Source organism: Allokutzneria albata (assembly GCF_900103775.1).
Taxonomy (GTDB): Bacteria; Actinomycetota; Actinomycetes; order Mycobacteriales; family Pseudonocardiaceae; genus Allokutzneria; species Allokutzneria albata.
Map to the genome: position 1 here is coordinate 6,681,174 of NZ_LT629701.1, position 17,732 is coordinate 6,698,905.

The following is a 17,732-nucleotide window of genomic DNA, read 5'->3' on the forward strand; positions in this document are numbered from 1 at the left end:
CTGCGTCACTTCTCCTTGAGTTGGATCGAATCGGGCACGAGGTCGGCGGCGCCGTCCACGGCCAGTTCGTGGACCTGGGTGGTGTCCCGGTCGCCGGTGTGCTCGAAGCCGAGCTGCGACCACAGCTTCGACGACACGGTGTTGCGCGCCGAGGGCGTGAAGGTGCCGCGCAGCGTCGCCACCCCGGCCTCCTTGGCCCGGCGGAGGAGCCAGCCGACCATGGCCTGCTCCACTCCGCGACCGAGCACGCGGCAGCTCATCACCAGGTTGAGCACCTCCCACGCGTCGGCCTCTTTGCGCACCCACGCGGCGCCGACCATGCCCTCGTCACCGAAGCGATCCGCGACCGAGCAGGACAGCACGATGTGGTCGTCGCTGTCGGACATGGTCGTGGTCTCGGCCTGGTCGAAGCGCAGGCCGGTGAGGTTGAACTGGTTGGTGCGCGCGGCCAGCTGCGCGATCCGGGCCACGTCGAACGGGGTGGCCTCGGCGACGGTCACGACGACCTCGAGCGCCTTCAGGTAGTCCTCGGCGGACTGGAAGCCCTCGGCGAAGTTCCCGCGCTCGGCCCGCGCCTTGTAGAGCCCGGGGCGCTTGCGGTCGGTGTCGGTCAGCTCCAGGGTGTCGAACCACCCGTGGCGCAACAGGTTCCGCACCAGGTAGGCCGGGTCGCCGTCGGCGGCGATCACGGTGACCTCGGGCAGCGCCGCGGTGACCTCACCGCGCTCGAACCGCGAGTCGTCCATGAACACGAAGGCGTTCGGCGACAGGCTCAGCTGCGCCGCCATCGCCTTGAGGTTGCCGGACTTCGGCGACCAGTTGACCGCGCTCGCGGAGAACATCTCCGGCCGCAGCAGCACCTCGGGGTGCTCGGTCAGCGCCGCCTCGACGTGCTCGGCGTCGTTCTTGCTGGCCAGTGCCAGGATCACGCCCTGGTCCCGCAGCCGCAGCACGCTGCGCTGGAACTCCTTGTAGGCGCTGCCCGGGTACAGCCCGCCCAGCTCGACCCCGGCCGCGCCGACCTCGCCGAGGACCCCGCCCCACTGGGTGTTGTCCAGGTCCAGCGCGAGCACCTTGCGGGACAGGCCGGTCTTCGCCTGGAGGAACCGGCGCGCCTCGCGGGCCAGCACCATCAGCGCGGCGTCGGTGTAGGGCAGGTCGGCGAAGCGCAGCAGCCGGTCGTCCTGCGCGGCCACGGCCTCGTCGGCGAGCGTGCTGACGAAGTCGGCGACGGCGATCGCCGAGTGCTCCTCGGCCAGCTCCAGGATGGCCGCGTTGAGCTGGGCCCAGCAGCGGCTGACCTTCGCCCGGCCGCTCCAGCTGACCAGGCCGTCGCGGACCACGGCGGGCAGCGGGACGGTGTGCGCCAGCACGGTGGTCTTGCCGCGGGTCACCACGTCGGCCAGCAGTCCGCGGAAGGACCGCACGCGCTCGGTGATGAAGGCGGTCAGCGCGTCGACGTCGCTGCCGCTCCAGTCCTTCGGCAGGAAGTACGAGGAGTCCAGGGTGCAGAACAGCACGTCCTGGTCCGGGGCGAAGAGCGGGTCGTCCGATCGCGACAGGGTCAGGTCGAAGGCCGCGTAGTCGCCGATGGTGAAGGTCGGCAGCATCCCGCCCGCGGCCAGGCTCGCCCGGAGGATGGGCTCCAGCGGGCCGACCGTGTAGGTGGCGAGCACGCCGACCTTGGGCGCGGTCAACCCGGTGGCCTCGGCGGTCGCGGACTTCAGCGTCCTGCCGAGCTTGCGGAAGACCGCGGGATCGTCGCACTGGGCGAGCGCGGTCAGGTCGGCCCGGCCCAGTGGGCTCCCCGCCTTCGCCGCGGCCGTGAGGTTGGTGAGGAACCCGTCGGTCGCGTCCACCACGGTGTTCGGCCTCGCTTCGGGTGCTCGGGGTCGCAGGTCCGGGCGAGTCTACCGAAACGGGTGAGGCCGCCTCGGGCCCCGATCCGGACTGGTCACGGGGCCGCGCGCCCGGCCTGACAGGATGCGGGCATGGCGAACCGCATTCACCCCACGGCGATCATCGGCGACGGCGTCGAGCTCGGCGAGGACAACGTCATCGGCCCGCACGCGGTCATCCTCGGGCCGACGCGGATCGGCAACGGGAACTGGATCGGCCCGGGCGCGGTCATCGGGACCCCGCCGGAGAACCGCGGCACCCACCACGTGGTCGGCTGGGAGGGCGAGCAGAGCGAGCACGGCGTCGTCATCGGCGACCGCAACCGCTTCCGCGAGCACATCTCCATCCACAGCGGCACGCACCGCGCGACGCGGGTCGGCGACGACTGCTTCTTCCTGGTGTACAGCCACATCGGGCACGACGTGCGGGTCGACGACAACGTCACCCTCGCGCCGTCCGCGCGGGTGGCCGGGCACAACCACGTGTGGTCCTACGCCAACATCGGCATGTCCGCCGCCGTGCACCAGCAGGTCGACATCGGTCCGGGCGCGATGATCGGCATGTCCGCCGCCGTCCGCAAGGTCGTCAAGCCGTTCACCACCGTGGTCGGCAACCCGGCCAAGGCGGTCGGCGTGAACACGGTCGGCCTGTCCCGGCTCGGCTGCGACGAGGCGACCGTGGCCGCGGTGTCCGACCACGTCCTCGGCGGTGCGGCGGAGCTGCCCGCAGGCGTTCCGGACGTGCTCGCCGGGCTGCTGAAGGAGTGGGCCGCGCGCTAGCGGGGAGAGGGAGGGCGCGAGAGCGCTCTCCTCACCCGATCGGGCAGCCCTATCCCGCGAAGTGAACAGATGCGCAAATTGGTCTGGACCAAAGTCAGTTCAGTTCAGATGATTGACCTGCGCGTTTGTTGAGTTGAACACAGGTTGGTCACCCGGGGTTCTCTCGGTGGTTCTGAACCGTTACGGTCACGTCATGGCGCGGTCGATGAACACGCGGCGCCCCGCGACTTTGGCGTCACTGGCAGCGGAACTCGGGGTCTCGCGGACGACTGTGTCCAATGCGTACAACCGACCCGACCAGCTCTCGCCTGAGCTGCGCCGCAGAGTGCTGGAGACCGCGCGGCGCCTGGGCTACCCGGGTCCCGACCCGGTCGCACGATCCCTGCGCACCCGCAAGGCGGGCGCCGTCGGGCTGCTGCTGACCGAGAACCTCTCCTACGCCTTCCGCGACCCGGCGGCCGTCGGGTTCCTCGAAGGGCTCTCGCTGGCGTGCGAGGAGGCCGGGCAGGGACTGCTGCTCGTCCCGGCCAACCCCGAGCGCGAGGACGTCGCCGCCGTGCACCGCGCGGGCGTCGACGGCTTCGTCGTCTACTCGGTTCCCGACGACGACCCGCACCTGGCCGCCGTGCTGGAGCGGCCCGTGCCGACCGTGGTGTGCGACCAGCCCGACGTCGACTCCGTCGACCGGGTCGGCATCGACGACCGCGAGGCCATCGCCGGGATCGCCAGGCACCTCATCGAGCTGGGCCACCGCCGCATCGGCGTGGTCTGCATGCGGCTGGCCCGCGACCGCAACGACGGCTTCGTGTCCGTGCAGCGGCAGCGCGAGGCCCACTTCCACGTGCAGCGGGCCAGGCTCACCGCGCTGGCCGACACCTTCGGCGAGGTCGGCGTCGACTGGGCGAGCGTCCCGGTCGTCGAGCGGTTCGACCACACCATCTCCTGCGGTGCCACCGCCGCCGGGCAGCTGCTGGACCGCGACCCGGAGCTGACCGCGATCATCTGCACCTCCGACATCCTCGGGCTCGGCGCGCTCAACGAGGCCAAGCGCCGCGGGCTGCGGGTGCCCCAGGACCTGACCGTGACCGGCTTCGACGGCATCACCGAGGCGGAGCGGGCCGGGCTCACCACGGTCCGCCAGCCCGTGCTGGAGAAGGGCCGCGCCGCCGGACGGCTGTTGATGGACAACGTCGACCCGGGCCGTCCGCGCACCGTCACCCTGGACACCGAGCTGGTGCTCGGCTCCACCGCCGCCGCCCCCAAGCCCTCGGAGCAGTGGTACGGCCCCTGAGCCTCCACCCGGGCTGAGGTTGTCGTCCTGAACGAGTCATTCGGTGCGTTCAAGTACCTCAATGACTCATTCGGTGCGTAAGCGCTCGCGGGGGACGCGGGGTCAGCCGAAGGGGATGAGGGAGTCGTCGGGGTTGTCGTCCGAGGGCGGGTCGACGCGGGTGACCTTGCCGTTGTGGTCGACGACGGCGTTCCACCCCCACGGCAGCTGCACGCGGTTGTCGCGGTTGGTCAGCTCCACGTCCTGCAGGCCGATCAGCTCGTCGCCGATGGTCGCGTCGGCGAGCACGAGCGTGGCGATGGTGGACTCGTCGAAGAGCACGCCGTGGTGGAAGTTGGACCGCTGCATGTCGACGTACTTGGCCGCCTCGATGCCGAAGAACACCGGCGTGTCCCAGAACTCCGCCTCCACCGCGCGCAGTTCGCCGTGGAACTTGGTGCCGCTGAAGCTGATCGCGCCCCACACGTGGCTGCGGCCGAGGTCGACGTCGCCGGTGAACTGGCAGCCGTCGAAGGTGGTGTCGCCGTAGAGCCGGGCGTTGCGCAGGGTCAGCGTCCCGAGTTTGACGTTGGGCAGCGACAGGTGGTCGAGCACCGCGCCGGTGAGGTCGAGCGCGCAGCCGGGCTCGTTGCGCAGCGCTTCACCGATCAACCGCTGAGCGGCCATCCGGACCTGGCGCTCGCGGTCGCCCCCGGCGTCCGTGCTGACCTCCTCGTCGGCGGGCTCGAAGTCGGTCGGCACCTCGGTCTCGGAGTGGTAGCGCTTGCGCAGGGTGTCGTAGCGCGGGTGGTCGAAGGGGCGCCGCAGGTACGAGCAGAGGATGTCCACGACGGTCTGCGTCCGATGCGGATGGCTGCGGGCGAGACCGGCCAGCGCGTGCAGCGCGCCGACGCGGACCTGGTCGGCCTCGTGCCCCAGGAGCTCGATGGCGCGGGCGAAGCGCTCGTCGGCGGTCTTCTCCCGCTCGTGCTCGGTGCGCAGCCGCTCCAGCTCCTGGCGTTCGTGCTCCAGCTTCTGCCGGTCCTCCTCGACGACCTGGCGGGACTCGTCGGTGCGGCGCCTGCGGTCGTTGAGCCACAACGCGTACAGCGCCACGATCGACCCGGACGCGAGACCACCGGTCTTCAGCGCCTCGGTGCGGTTGACGTAGGGATCGGTGGCGATCAGCCAGCCGACGACCACGCACAGCGCCCCGGCCGCACCGAAGATCGTCGTGGTCAGCATCGGGGCGTACTTGGCGGGGCTGGTCTCCTTGCGGCGCCGGTGCACCACGAAGAACGCGAGCGCCGCCAGCAGGCACGCGCCGCCGCAACCGAACCAGACCCACTTCTCCATGGCGCGATTGTCGCCCGTGGACGGTCGAACGCCGATCATGTTCACCTTGTTGCCCCACAACGAAGGGTCGCTCACCCGCAGGGGTGAACGGCCCTTCGCGCCATTCGGGTCAGCGCTTCTTCTTGATCTTGGTAAAGGTCGCCTTCCCGGTGTTCGCCTTCTTCTGACCGCCCGGGGCCTGCGCGCCCCAGGTCAGCGCGGTCACCCAGATCTCGTCCTGGGCGTCCCGGAAGGACAGCACGACCTGGTTGTCGCGGTAGCGCGCGACGCTCGGGTCGGTCGCGGAGGCGGGGGCGTCGGACGCCAGCCGCTCCCACGGGTGGAACGTGCCGTCGGCCTTGCGCTCGGTGAAGTACAGCGCGCCCGCCGCGTCCCGCGCGGCGATACCGACCACACCGCTCGGGCTGTGCACGGCCTGCGGCTCACCGACAACGGTCAGCCCCGGGACCGCCTGCCACTTCTGGCCGGCGAAACCGCTGTTCTGCTCGGCCATCGCGTACACCTGGCCGTCCGCACCGCGCACCACGAGATCGGCCCGGCCGTCGCCCTTGGTGATCGCCGAGACCTGGCCGGTGAAGCCGCTCTCGGTGCCGAGCTGCGTCCACTTGGAACCGTTGTCCCCCAACGGACGCAGGTCGGTGTAGACCTCCGTGGCGAACAGCTTCCCGGACCGGTCGGACGCGATGATCCGGACGGTGTCCGGCTTGGTGGAGTAGTGCACGTTCTGCAGGGTCGGCGCGGTGGCGCTGAGCACCGGAGCGCCCTCAGCGGGCACGCGGATGCGGCGCCACGACGAGAAAACGCCGTTCGCGCGGTTCTGCAGCTTGCCCCACAGCACACCCTCGGCGTCGATCGCGACCGCGGCGACCTGGCCGGGCTGCGGGGTCACCAGAGTGGCCGGGCCGGCCATCCGGCCCGTGCCCGCACCCACCGGGGACCAGTCGCCGCCGCGCCTGCTGTCCCGCAGGTCGCTGTCCGCGCCCTGGGCGATCAACTGGTGCGAACCGTCGTGGTTCTCGGTGAGCGAGGGCGTGCCGACGAAGTTGTCGTAGCCCTCCACGAGCTTCCACTCGCCCTCGGCACCCGGGTTCGGCTGCGAGAGGTGGAACAGCGACCGCTGGTGGTCGACGAACACGTGCTCGATCCGGCCGTCGCGGCTGGCGAAGAGGTTCGTGCGCGAGTTCGGCTTCGCCGCGATCTGCGGGGCGTCCGGCGTGCTGAGGGTGTTCTCGAAGCACTGGTTGGTGAACGCGGTGATGTCCGCCTCCGCCGTCCAGCCCGAGATCAGCACCTTGCCGGAGCGCGGGTCCAGCTTGCCGTCGGTGACCCGGTGCCACTTCAGCTGGCCCGAGGTGGTCATCCCGTAGATCAGGCCGCCCCCGGGGGAGAACAGGCGGGTGAACTGCTGCCACCCGCCGTTGCCGATCTCCACGCCCACCTCGTCGATCCAACGGTCGGAGGTGGCGTTGTGGTGGTGCCGGAACAGCCTGCCCTGGGCGTCCCGGCCGAAGATCGCGCCGTCCCACGAGGTGACGACCGCGTTGTAGCGGTCCCAGCCTGTGGAGAGCAGCCGTGCGGGGCCCCACTGCCGCGTCTGCGGGTTGTACGGGTTGCGCCACAGCTCGCCGCCCGGCTCGATGGTGACCATCGCGCCGGTGTTGTCGAAGGAGATCCGGTTGCGGTACTCCGGCGTCAGGAACTTCTTGATCCAGTCGCCGCGGGCGATGACGTCGAAGGCCTGTCCGGGCGGCGGGGCGTCCCAGCCGGTCCCGTTCCACCGCCACCGGTGGATCTCGCCCTCCTTGATCAACGCGAAGACGCTGCCGTCCGGCCCGGCGACGGTGCGGCCGGTCCAGCCGCCGCCGAGCACCTGCGCCTGGCCCCAGCGGGCCTCACCGCCGACCGGGTCCTCGTGGCGGTTGAGCCAGAGCCCGCCGTTGGGGTCCACGCCCAGCGTCTGCACGGGCGGGTTGCACAGCAGCTCGGCGGCCTTCGCCTTCGGCGCCGCCGTGGCGGTCCCGCCGAAGACCAGCGCCGAGCCGAGTGCGGTCACTGCCGCGAGAGCGGTGAACCTCACTTGGTCGCCACCTTCTTGGCCTTGGCGAAGCTGACCTTGACGGAGCGCTTGGCGGCGGTGCCGGGCGCCTGCTTCTGGTTCCACTCCAGGGTTCCGATGTAGATCTGGTCCTGGGCGTCGCGGAAGCTCACGACCACCGAGTTGCCGCCGTAGCGGACCAGGCTCAGCTCGGTCGCGGCCAGACCCGCCTCGCTCACCAGCTCCCACGGCAGGAAGCTGCCGTCGCCACCCTGCTCGGTGAAGTACAGGGCGCCGTCGGCACCCCGGGCGCTGATCGCGGGAACCCCGTTCGGGCTCGCGACGACCTGCGGCTCACCGGCGAAGGTGCGGTCGCCGACGACCTTCCACGTGGCGTCCTTGAAACCGTCCCACTTGTTGGAGCCGGTGATCACGCGGACCTTGCCGTCGCTGCCGCGCGCGACCACGGACTGGCCGCCGCCGGGCAGCTCGGTCACGGTCGGACGGCTCACGAGGGTCACGTCGGCGGGGAGCTTGCGCCAGACCGTGCCGGTGCTGGGCACGTGGTCCGCCGCGAGGTCGACGTACTGGATGCCGCCCCACTTGTCGAGCGCGAAGACCCGGTTGTACTCACCCGCGCGCAGCACGGCGGGCGCGTCGGCGACGAAGTTCGTGGTCTCCGGGTAGACGGACACCTTGCGCCAGGGGCCGAACGCGCCGTTCTGGCCGACCTGCGTGCGCTGCCACAGCCACCCGCCGCCGTCGAAGGCGTAGATCGACAGCTCGTTGCGCTCGTTGCGGATCACGGCGGGCTCGCCGGCCATGCGGCCGTTGAGCGCGTCACCGGGCTGCCACGTGGTGCCGAAGGTGCTGCGCTGCATGTCGGAGTCGACGTTGTGCGTCACCAGGTGCTGCGTGCCGTCGAGAGCCTGTCCGATGGCCGGAGCACCGTTGGCGCCGTCGTGCCCGCGCGCGACGTGCACCTGCAGATCCAGGTTGCCCGGAGCCTGCTGGATCGCGTCGGCCACGAGGCGGTCGTTGGTGACGAAGGTGTGGTGGATGCGCCCGTCAGCGGAGACGGAGAGCGTGGTGCGCCCGTGGTCCTTGCGCCACACGTTGGGGCGCTCGGGCAGCAGCGGCGGCGACGGGAGGCACTGGTCGGTGAACGCGGTGATGTCCGCCTCCGCCGTCCAGTTCGACACGAGGACCTTGCCGGAGCGCGGGTCCAGCTTGTTGTCGGTGACCCGGTGCCACTTGAGCTCACCGTTCTTGGTCATCCCGTAGACGATGTCGCCACCGGGGGAGAACAGGCGGGTGAACTGCTGCCAGCCACCGTTGCCGATCTCCACGCCGGTCTCGTCGATCCAGCGCTGCGAGTAGGCGTTGTAGTGGTGGCGGAACAGCTTGCCCGCGTTGTCGCGCCCGTAGATCACGCCGTCGAAGGTCGTGAAGATCGCGTTGTAGCGGTCCCAGCCCCGCGCGAGCATGCGCGCCGGGCCCCAGACCCTGGTCTGCGCGTTGTACGGGTTGACCCACAGCTCACCGGTGGGCTCCACGGTGTACATGTGGTTGAAGCCGTCGAAGGCCACGCGGTTGCGGAACTCGGGCGTCAGGAACTTCTTGACCCACTCGCCGCGGGCGATGACGTCGAAGGCCTGCCCGGGCGGCGGGGCGTCCCAGCCGGTGCCGTTCCAGCGCCAGCGGTGGATCTCGCCCTCCTTGATGAAGGCGTACACCGAGCCGTTCGGGCCCGCGATGGTGCGGCCGGTCCAGCCGGTGCCGACGAGCCTGTTCTCGCCCCACTTCGGCTCGCCGTTGGCGGGATCGAGGTGGTTGTTCAGCCACAGGCCGCCGTTCGGGTCCACGCCGAGCGTGCGGATGGTGCTGCTGCAGGTCAGCTCCTGCTGCGGAGCCTTGGGCGAGGGCGCGGCCGTTGCCGTGCCGGAGAGGACCAGCGTCGAAGCGACGGTGGCCGCTACTGAGAGCGCGCGGATACGCGCGCCCGTGTTACTGGGCGTCATGTTCGTGTTTCCCCCATGCCGATTCCGGGCCCTGGATCGGGCACCGGCTCCCCGACGCGGCTCGCTCGACGAGAGCGCACCGCAGGGGTGAGCATTCCTCGGAAACGGACGCCGGTCAATGTGCCAAACGCCGCAAAGTCCCAGCGTAACGGCATGAAAAAGGCCCGCCGCCCCTACTACGGGGCGGCGGGCCGTGACAAGGAATTTCAGTCTTGCTTCGAGAGGAGCTGTGCGCAGCGGATGAGTCCGATGTGCGAGTAGGCCTGGGGGTGGTTGCCCAGGGAGCGCTCGGCGATCGGGTCGTACTCCTCGGGGAGCAGGCCGGTGGGGCCTGCGCAGTCGACCATCTGCTGGAAGAGTTCTTCCGCTTCGGTGCGGCGTCCGGTGAGCAGGTAGGACTCGATCATCCAGGCTGCGCAGATGTGCCAGCCGCCTTCGGTTCCGGGCAGGCCGTCGTCGCGGTGGTAGCGGTAGACGGTGACGCCGGAGCGGAGTTCGGCCTCGGTGGCGGTGACGGTGGCCTGGAAGCGCTCGTCCTGGGGGTCGATCAGACCCGACAGTCCGATGTGGAGGGTCGCAGCGTCCAGGTCGGGCCCGTCGTAGGCCGTCGCGTAGGACTGGACCTCCTCGTTCCACCCGTTCTCGAGCACGTCCGCGCGGATGGTGTCGCGCAGCCCGGGCCAGCTCGGGTCGGCGGGGCGGCCGTAGGCCTCGGCCAGCTTGATCGCGCGGTCGAGGGTCACCCAGCACATCACCTTGGAGTAGACGCGGTGCCGCGGCGCGGCGCGCTCCTCCCAGATGCCGTGGTCCGGCTCGTGCCAACGGCGGCTGACCGCCTCGGCCATCGCCTCGACCATCCGCCAGTCCTCGTCGGTGAGCTTGCCGCGCGCTTCGGTGACCATCGCGACGAGATCCACGATGGGACCGAACACGTCGAGCTGGACCTGCTGGTTGGCCAGGTTGCCGACGCGCACCGGGCGCGAGCCCGCGTAGCCGGGCAGCGTGTCGATGACCGCCTCGGGGCCGAGGTGCGTGCCGTGCAGCGTGTACAGCGGGTGCAGCCGCTCCGGGCCCGGCAGCGTGGCGAGCACGCCGTGCACCCAGGACAGGTACTTCTCGGCCTCGGCGGTGGAGCCCAGCCGGACGAGCGCCTGCGCGGACAGTGCCGCGTCGCGGATCCAGCAGTAGCGGTAGTCCCAGTTGCGGACGCCGCCGATCTCCTCCGGCAGCGACGTGGTGGCCGCCGCGAGGAAGGCGCCGGTCTCGTCGTGCTGGAGGCCCTTGAGCGTCAGCGCGGAGCGAGCGACCAGGTCGCGCTGCACCTCGGGCAGCTTCAGCGTGGCCAGCCAGTCGGTCCAGTAGCTGGCGGCGCGGGCCCTGCGGTCGGCCTCGCTGACCTCGGCCGGGCTGAGGTCGTCGCTGCCGCACCGCAGTTCGAGCACGATCGGCTGGTCCGGCGTCACCTCGACGACGGCCTGCGCGGACTCGTGCTGGCCGTCGGAGGTGATGGTCCACTCCACGCCCGGCGCGCGCAGCACGATCGGGTCGGAGGTGCCGAGCACCCGCAGACCGTCCGGCTCGGCCGCGAGCTTGACCGCGACCTGGCCGAACTCCGGCCGCGGCGCGAAGTCGATCACCGCGCGGGTGTTGCCCGAGATGACCCGGACGATATCGGTGCGGTGCGGCGGCGCGTAGTGGTCGAGGTAGTCGGTGACCAGCAGCTTCGACCAGCGCGTCTCCACCGTCATCGTGCCCGGCAGGTAGCGCTGGCCCAGCGGCAGACCGTTGCGCTCCGGCTTGATCCCGAAGACACCCGCGGTCGGACCGCCGAGCAGGTCGGCGAACACCGCGCCCGAGTCCGGCTCGGGGTGGCAGAGCCAGGTCACCTTCGCATCCGGCGTCAGCAGCGCCACGGAGCGCTCGTTGGCCAGCATGGAGATGCGCTCGATCGGCACCGCCTGCTCGCCGTAGAGCCACGTGCGGCGCTCCTCCATGAGGAAGGCGAGCACCCTGGCGACGTCGGTGGTGTCGGCGATCTTGTACGCGGCCAGCGTCTGGCCCTCACCGACCTTGATGCCCAGGTCCGGGCCGGTCAGCCGGGCGAAGGCCTTCTCGTCGGTGACGTCGTCGCCGAGGAAGATCGCGGCGGTCGCGCCGACCTGGTGCCGCAGCACGTCGAGGGCGTGGCCCTTGTCGGTCTGCACCACGGCCAGCTCGATCACGGCCTTGCCCTCGGTGACCTGGACACCGTCCCAGGTGCAGGGCCCGCCGCGGAGCGCGGTGAACACGCGCTCGCCGACAGCGGCCTCGGCGCGGCGCACGTGCACCGCGACACTGGCCGGCTTCATCTCCAGGTGCACGCCTTCGGCGCCGTCGATGATGCGTTCCAGCTCGTTCTTGATCTTGATGAGCAACTGCCGGGCCGCGGCGTCCAGCGCGTGCACGAAACCGACGTCGAACTCCGAGCCGTGGCTGCCGACCAGGTGCACCTCGGAGGGCAGCCGGGACAGCGTGGCGAGGTCGCGCAGCGCGCGCCCGGAGATCACCGCGACGGTCGTGGACGACAGGGAGGCCAGCGACCGCAGCGCGTTCACCGACTCCGGCAGCGGACGGGCCTGCTCCGGATCGGCGACGATGGGCGCCATCGTTCCGTCGTAGTCACACGCGATCAGCAGCCGCGGAGTGCGGGCCAGCTGCACGAGCGCGCGACGAAGCTCGGCGGGAAGGGCTTCGGCGGTCAACGCCTGCTCCTACGGGGGCGTCGAAGGGGCAACGGAAGTATGTGGAAAGCCGGTGGGGAAAGATGAATCCGGCTTTCTTTGTGCGCTTACGCGTTGTGCATCTCCTGCGCGCCGAGTGCCTCAAGGAACGAACGTGCCCAGCGGTCGACGTCGTGCGTGAGTACTTGGCGGCGTAGAGCGCGCATCCTACGGCGGCCCTCCGCCGGGTCCACGTCGAGGGCAGCCTGCAGCGCGTTCTTCACGCCGTCCAAATCGTGCGGATTGACGAGGAACGCACTGGTGAGTTCGGCGGCGGCGCCGGCGAACTCACTGAGCACGAGCGCACCCCCCAGGTCGTGTCGAGTGGCCACGTACTCCTTGCAGACCAGGTTCATACCATCCCGGACCGGCGTCACCACCATCACGTCCGCGGCGCAGAAGTACGCGACCAGCTCCTTCCGGTCAACGGACTGGTGCAGGTAGTGCACGGCCGGATGGCCGATCTTGCCGAACTGGCCGTTGATCCGGCCGACCAGGCCCTCGATGTCGTCGCGCATCTGCTGGTAGTGCTCGACCCGCTCGCGGCTCGGCGTCGCCAGCTGCACCATGATCACGTCCTCCGGGTCGATGCGGCCCTCCGCCAGCATCTCCCCGAGCGCGTGCAACCGGACGTCGATGCCCTTGGTGTAGTCCAGACGGTCGACACCCAACATGATCTTTTTCGGGTTGCCCAGCTCGTTGCGGATCTCCTGCGCCCGCTTCTGCACGTCCGGGTCGTGCGCCAGCGCGTCCAGCCCCGCCGAGTCGATGGAGATCGGGAACGCCCCCACCCGCACCATCCGGTCCCCGTTGGGCACCACACCCGGCCGGGTCCGCACGCCCACGGCACCCCGGCTCGGCTCCAGCCCCAACAGCCGCCGCGCCAGCCACAGGAAGTTCTGCGCGCCCCCGGGCCGGTGGAAACCGACCAGGTCGGCGCCCAGCAGCCCGCGGATGATCTCCGTGCGCCACGGCAGCTGCTGGAACAGCTCCACCGGAGGGAACGGGATGTGCAGGAAGAAGCCGATCCGCACATCCGGTCTGCGCTCCCGCAGCATCGCGGGCACCAGCTGCAGCTGGTAGTCCTGGATCCACACCGTCGCCCCCGGTGCGGCCGCCTCCGCCGTCGCGTCCGCGAAGCGCCGGTTCACCCGGACATAGGCCTCCCACCAGTGCCGGTGGTACACCGGCGGCGCCACCACGTCGTGGTAGAGCGGCCACAGCGTCCCGTTCGAGAAACCCTCGTAGTAGTCGGCGACCTCCTTGGCCGACAACGGAACCGGGTGCAGGTGCACCCCCGTGTCCTCGAACGGCTCCACCTCGACGTCCGGCACACCCGGCCAGCCCACCCACGCGCCGCTGCGGCTGCGCAGGAACGGCTCCAACGCCGAGACCAGCCCACCGGGACTGCGCTTCCAGCGTTCCGTGCCGTCATCCAGCCGCTCCAGGTCGACCGGCAAGCGGTTCGCGACAACGATGAAATCGGCCTTCGACACTGGCGAGCTCGCCACCGGAAAACGCCTCCTCGGCTGCCTGGCTGGATGAGCTGTGCGGAACAGGCGGCCAAGGGGAGATTAGCCACAACCGACACACCCCACGCCTGGCCGTTATCGCCATCACATTCCGTGAGTTCATCGGCCTCCCGCAACCCGCCTTGAGCCGCCGAACGGCCCCTTTGACCTGCGCCGAGAGGATCGGCTGATCATCTCTAGGTTGCCTGCGCCCGAGCGCCGTCCCGGTCTGCACGAGCCATCGGTGTGCTTACGATGTGCACGGGTCACCTTCCCACCGACCCACGCTGGTGTAGCTCAATTGGCAGAGCACCCGCCTTGTAAGCGGAAGGTTGCGGGTTCGAGTCCCGCCACCAGCTCTCGGCTGTTCGGTGGTCGGTGACCACCTTCCCGTTTCCCCTCGCACTGCCCGGGGGCCGAGCCCCCGGAGCCCCCACGGTGCGAGCTCCTCACCTTCTCAGCTCGGTTCCGTTCGTGGTGACCAGCCTGCGGCGGTCGGTTCCAGCGTGGGTGACCAGCCTGCGGCGGTCGGTTCCAGCGTGGGTGACCAGTCTTTGGCGGTCGGTTCCAGCGTGGGTGACCAGTCTGCGGCGGTCGCTGTTCTGGTGGTGGGGGACCGGGTCTGCGGCGGTCGGTCTCAGCGCTGTGTGGCGGTCTTCGGGCGTGCGGTGAGGGGGTGGCGGGAGGGGGCTGAACTAAGCTTCCGGATCGCAACGCCCCGCGGTGATCGGAGACGCATGCCCTACCAGGCCGAGCCCAGTCGCTACGACCGCATGACCTACCGCAGGTGTGGGCGCAGCGGACTGGACCTGCCCGCGGTCTCCCTGGGGCTGTGGCAGAACTTCGGCGCGGACCGCGGCTACGTCGACGGGCGCGACATCGTGCTGCGGGCGTTCGACTGGGGCGTGACGCACTTCGACCTCGCGAACAACTACGGACCGCCCTACGGCTCCGCCGAGGAGAACTTCGGCCGGATGCTCGCGACCGACCTGCGGGGCTACCGCGACGAGCTGGTGATCTCCACCAAGGCGGGCTACGACATGTGGCCGGGGCCGTACGGCAACGGCGGGTCGCGCAAGTACCTGATGAGCTCGCTGGACGCATCGTTGCGCCGCATGGGCCTGGACTACGTCGACATCTTCTACTCGCACCGGTTCGACCCGGACACGCCGCTCGAGGAGACGATGGGCGCGCTCGCGTCCGCGGTGCACCAGGGCAAGGCGCTCTACGTCGGCATCTCCTCCTACTCCGCGGCGAAGACCCGGGAAGCGCACGCGATCCTGCGCGACCTCGGCGTCCCGGTGCTGATCCACCAGCCGTCGTACTCGATGCTCAACCGCTGGATCGAGACCGAGCTGCTGGACGCCCTCGGCGAGCTGGGCATCGGCTGCATCGCGTTCTCGCCGCTGGCGCAGGGCATGCTGACCGACCGCTACCTCGACGGCGTCCCGGAAGGCTCGCGCGCCAGCCAGCAGGGCTCGCTGCGCCCGGAACACCTCAGCGACGAGAACCTGGCACGGGTGCGCGCGCTGAACGAGATCGCGGCCTCGCGCGGGCAGAGCCTGGCTCAGCTCGCGCTGTCGTGGGCGCTGCGTGATGATCGAGTCACCTCGGTGCTCATCGGTGCCAGCTCGGTGCGCCAGCTGGAGCAGAACCTGGCCGCGCTGGACCGGCCGGACCTCTCCGCCGACGAGCTGAACGAGATCGACAAGCACGCGGTCGAGTCGGGCATCGACCTCTGGGCGACCTCCCGCACGTCCGGCTGAGCGCCTTTAACAAAGTCGTTCACGCGAAGGCAAGCGTTACGTAGCCTTCGTCACGCATGTTTCTGCAAATGCGCAGGCACATGCGCTGTGCGATCTTGGGTGACTGGCGTGAAAAAATTACTCTGTTACGTTCACATGACATGGCAGAAGGCCGCCAACTCCTGCGGATCGATCAACCCACTCTCGCCGACGGGGCTGAGATGTGGCGGGTCGCGCGTGATTCCGGAACCCTCGACCTGAATTCTCCCTACGCATATCTGTTGTGGTGCAGGGATTTCTCCGCGACCTCTGCGGTTGCCCGCGCAGAAACAGGTTTGGCGGGGTTCGTCACGGGGTACACGCGCCCGGATGAGCCCGAGACGCTCATGGTGTGGCAGGTCGGGGTCGACGCCGCCCACCGGGGGAAGGGCGTGGCGTCCTCGCTGCTCCAGGCCGTGGTTGACCGCGCGGTCGGCCACGGGGTGCGGTGGCTGGAGACCACCATCACCGCCGACAACCGGGCCTCCATCGCCCTGTTCTCCGCGCTCGCCCGAAACCGGGGAGCCCGCCTCTCGGTAGGCGGCCTGTTCGGTGACGAGCTGTTCGCGGGCACCCATATCGCAGAGGATCTCTACCGCATAGGTCCTTTCGTCTAGTCGCTCTCCGCCCAAAGTATCCCGAGTCCGCAGACGGATGATCGGACGGTTTTGCATGGAAATTTTCGAGGCACTCGAGTCGGAAGTCAGGTCGTATTGCCGGGGCTGGCCCACGGTATTCGACACCGCTACTGGCAGTTCTATGACCGACGAGGACGGTAACGCCTACCTCGACTTCTTCGCGGGCGCGGGCGCGCTGAACTACGGGCACAACCCGCCCGAGCTGAAACGGGAACTGCTCGGCTACCTCGCCCGGGACGGGGTCACCCACGGGCTGGACATGAGCACCACCGCCAAGCGGAGGTTCCTGGAGACCTTCCGGCGCCTGGTGCTCGCGCCGCGCGGGCTGGACTACAAGGTGCAGTTCCCCGGGCCGACCGGGGCGAACTCGGTGGAGTCGGCGCTGAAGCTGGCCCGCAAGGTGACCGGCCGCGAACCGGTGGTCAGCTTCACCAACGCCTTCCACGGGATGAGCCTGGGCGCGCTCGCGGTCACCGGCAACGCGATGAAGCGCGGCGGGGCCGGGGTCCCGCTGGCGCACGCGGTGACAATGCCCTTCGACAACTACTTCGACGGCCGGATGCCGGACTTCCTGTGGTTCGAGCGGCTGTTGCTGGACAGCGGCAGCGGCCTGGACCTGCCCGCCGCGGTGATCGTGGAGACGGTGCAGGGCGAGGGCGGCATCAACGTGGCGCGCCCGGAGTGGCTGCGCGGGCTCTCCGAGCTGTGCGCGCGGCACGACATGCTGCTGATCGTCGACGACGTGCAGATGGGGTGCGGCCGCACGGGGCCGTTCTTCAGCTTCGAGGAAGCCGGGATCACCCCGGACATCGTCTGCCTGTCCAAGTCGATCAGTGGCTACGGCCTGCCGCTCTCGCTGACGCTGATCAAGCCGGAGCACGACATCTGGGAGCCGGGCGAGCACAACGGCACCTTCCGCGGCAACAACCCGGCGTTCGTCACCGCCACCGCCGCGCTGGAGACGTTCTGGGCCGACGACGCCCTCGAACGCTCGACCCTGGCCAAGGGCGAGTGGATCAACAACGAGCTGTCCGCGCTCGCCGCCGGGGGCGAGGGGATGTCCGTGCGCGGCAGGGGACTCGCGCAGGGGCTGGTCTTCGAGCAGGCCGACCGCGCGGGCAAGGCCTGTCGCGCCGCGTTCGACCGGGGCCTGCTGGTGGAGACCTCCGGGCCGGAGAGCGAGGTCGCCAAGATCATGCCCGCACTGACCATCACCGACGCCGAGCTGGAACGCGGGCTCGCCCTGTTCGCCGATGCCGTGAGGAGCTGCCAGTGATCGTCCGAACCCTGTCCGAGATCGAGGACACCGAGTACGACGTGCGCGCCGAGACCTGGCGCAGCAGGCGGATCATCCTGGCCAAGGAGGGCGTCGGTTTCTCCTTGCACGACACCGTTCTCTACGCGGGGACCGAGACCGCGATGTGGTACGCGAACCACGTCGAGGCCGTCTACTGCATCGAGGGCGAAGGCGAGCTGATCAACGACGAGACCGGCGAGGTGCACCCGATCTCCCCGGGGACGCTCTACCTGCTCGACGGCCACGAGAAGCACCGGCTGCGCTGCAAGACCGACGTGCGGACCGTCTGCGTGTTCAACCCGCCGGTGACCGGCCGGGAGGTGCACGACGAACACGGCGTCTACCCGCTGCTGACCGAGTCCGCCTGAAGACGCTAGGAGCGC

At 70.0% G+C, this 17,732-nt stretch carries 12 protein-coding genes and 1 tRNA gene; 7 read left to right on the forward strand and 6 right to left on the reverse strand.

Annotated elements, in window-relative coordinates; all coding sequences use genetic code 11:
• Nucleotides 1-5: 5 nt before the first annotated feature.
• A complete protein-coding gene (locus tag BLT28_RS30530; RefSeq protein WP_052407031.1) occupies nucleotides 6-1,862 on the reverse strand; it encodes an HAD-IIIC family phosphatase in 1,857 nt (618 codons plus the stop codon).
• A gap of 129 nt (nucleotides 1,863-1,991) precedes the next feature.
• On the opposite strand from BLT28_RS30530, the gene BLT28_RS30535 reads away from it, so the two are divergent.
• Both BLT28_RS30535 and BLT28_RS30540 read left to right on the forward strand, forming a co-directional pair.
• A complete protein-coding gene (locus BLT28_RS30535) occupies nucleotides 1,992-2,678 on the forward strand; it encodes an acyl-ACP--UDP-N-acetylglucosamine O-acyltransferase family protein (RefSeq protein ID WP_030428304.1) in 687 nt (228 codons plus the stop codon).
• A gap of 193 nt (nucleotides 2,679-2,871) precedes the next feature.
• Nucleotides 2,872-3,969 (forward strand): LacI family DNA-binding transcriptional regulator, encoded by a 1,098-nt coding sequence (locus BLT28_RS30540; RefSeq protein WP_030428305.1) that lies wholly within the window; start codon nucleotides 2,872-2,874, stop codon nucleotides 3,967-3,969.
• Nucleotides 3,970-4,071: 102 nt separating this feature from the next.
• Here BLT28_RS30540 and BLT28_RS30545 read toward each other — a convergent pair whose 3' ends face one another.
• The 5 genes from BLT28_RS30545 to BLT28_RS30565 all read right to left on the reverse strand — a co-directional run bounded on the left by BLT28_RS30545 (nucleotide 4,072) and on the right by BLT28_RS30565 (nucleotide 13,615).
• Nucleotides 4,072-5,304, reverse strand: a complete 1,233-nt coding sequence (locus BLT28_RS30545; protein WP_156050661.1) for a hypothetical protein — start codon at nucleotides 5,302-5,304, stop codon at nucleotides 4,072-4,074.
• 109 nt (nucleotides 5,305-5,413) lie between these two features.
• The gene (locus BLT28_RS30550; RefSeq protein ID WP_030428307.1) at nucleotides 5,414-7,381 is read right to left on the reverse strand and encodes a tachylectin-related carbohydrate-binding protein; all 1,968 of its coding nucleotides are present in this window, start codon (nucleotides 7,379-7,381) and stop codon (nucleotides 5,414-5,416) included.
• Nucleotides 7,378-9,360: a tachylectin-related carbohydrate-binding protein gene (locus tag BLT28_RS30555; protein ID WP_030428308.1), complete on the reverse strand. Its 1,983-nt coding sequence runs from the start codon at nucleotides 9,358-9,360 to the stop codon at nucleotides 7,378-7,380. Before BLT28_RS30555 ends, BLT28_RS30550 begins: the two co-directional genes overlap by 4 nt.
• Before the next feature lie 206 nt (nucleotides 9,361-9,566).
• Nucleotides 9,567-12,101, reverse strand: coding sequence for a trehalose-phosphatase (gene otsB / locus BLT28_RS30560; protein WP_083383795.1), 2,535 nt, complete (start codon nucleotides 12,099-12,101; stop codon nucleotides 9,567-9,569).
• Between the two features lie 86 nt (nucleotides 12,102-12,187).
• Complete coding sequence (locus BLT28_RS30565) at nucleotides 12,188-13,615, reverse strand: alpha,alpha-trehalose-phosphate synthase (UDP-forming) (RefSeq protein WP_269459610.1); 1,428 nt, start codon at nucleotides 13,613-13,615, stop codon at nucleotides 12,188-12,190.
• A gap of 301 nt (nucleotides 13,616-13,916) precedes the next feature.
• Between BLT28_RS30565 and BLT28_RS30570 the strand changes: the two genes are divergently transcribed.
• From BLT28_RS30570 to BLT28_RS30590, 5 genes are all read left to right on the forward strand, one after another.
• Nucleotides 13,917-13,989: transfer RNA gene (locus tag BLT28_RS30570), tRNA-Thr, on the forward strand.
• Between the two features lie 378 nt (nucleotides 13,990-14,367).
• Nucleotides 14,368-15,396 carry an L-glyceraldehyde 3-phosphate reductase gene (gene mgrA / locus BLT28_RS30575; RefSeq protein WP_030433814.1) on the forward strand — a complete coding sequence of 343 codons (1,029 nt, stop codon included), beginning with the start codon at nucleotides 14,368-14,370 and terminating at the stop codon, nucleotides 15,394-15,396.
• Between the two features lie 140 nt (nucleotides 15,397-15,536).
• Nucleotides 15,537-16,031, forward strand: a complete 495-nt coding sequence (ectA, locus tag BLT28_RS30580) for a diaminobutyrate acetyltransferase (protein ID WP_030433815.1) — start codon at nucleotides 15,537-15,539, stop codon at nucleotides 16,029-16,031.
• Between the two features lie 55 nt (nucleotides 16,032-16,086).
• Entirely contained in the window at nucleotides 16,087-17,328 is a 1,242-nt protein-coding gene (gene ectB, locus BLT28_RS30585; protein ID WP_030433816.1) for a diaminobutyrate--2-oxoglutarate transaminase, read from the forward strand.
• Nucleotides 17,325-17,717, forward strand: coding sequence for an ectoine synthase (locus tag BLT28_RS30590; protein WP_030433817.1), 393 nt, complete (start codon nucleotides 17,325-17,327; stop codon nucleotides 17,715-17,717). Before ectB ends, BLT28_RS30590 begins: the two co-directional genes overlap by 4 nt.
• Nucleotides 17,718-17,732: the final 15 nt, after the last annotated feature.

Excerpts from the sequence above, each read along its gene's own strand:
- BLT28_RS30535 (WP_030428304.1), top strand. The coding sequence starts at position 1,992 with ATGGCGAACCGCATTCACCCCACGGCGATCATCGGCGACGGCGTCGAG.
- BLT28_RS30540 (WP_030428305.1), top strand. The coding sequence starts at position 2,872 with ATGGCGCGGTCGATGAACACGCGGCGCCCCGCGACTTTGGCGTCACTG.
- BLT28_RS30545 (WP_156050661.1), bottom strand. The coding sequence starts at position 5,304 with ATGGAGAAGTGGGTCTGGTTCGGTTGCGGCGGCGCGTGCCTGCTGGCG.
- BLT28_RS30555 (WP_030428308.1), bottom strand. The coding sequence starts at position 9,360 with ATGACGCCCAGTAACACGGGCGCGCGTATCCGCGCGCTCTCAGTAGCG.
- mgrA (WP_030433814.1), top strand. The coding sequence starts at position 14,368 with ATGCCCTACCAGGCCGAGCCCAGTCGCTACGACCGCATGACCTACCGC.
- ectA (WP_030433815.1), top strand. The coding sequence starts at position 15,537 with ATGGCAGAAGGCCGCCAACTCCTGCGGATCGATCAACCCACTCTCGCC.
- ectB (WP_030433816.1), top strand. The coding sequence starts at position 16,087 with ATGGAAATTTTCGAGGCACTCGAGTCGGAAGTCAGGTCGTATTGCCGG.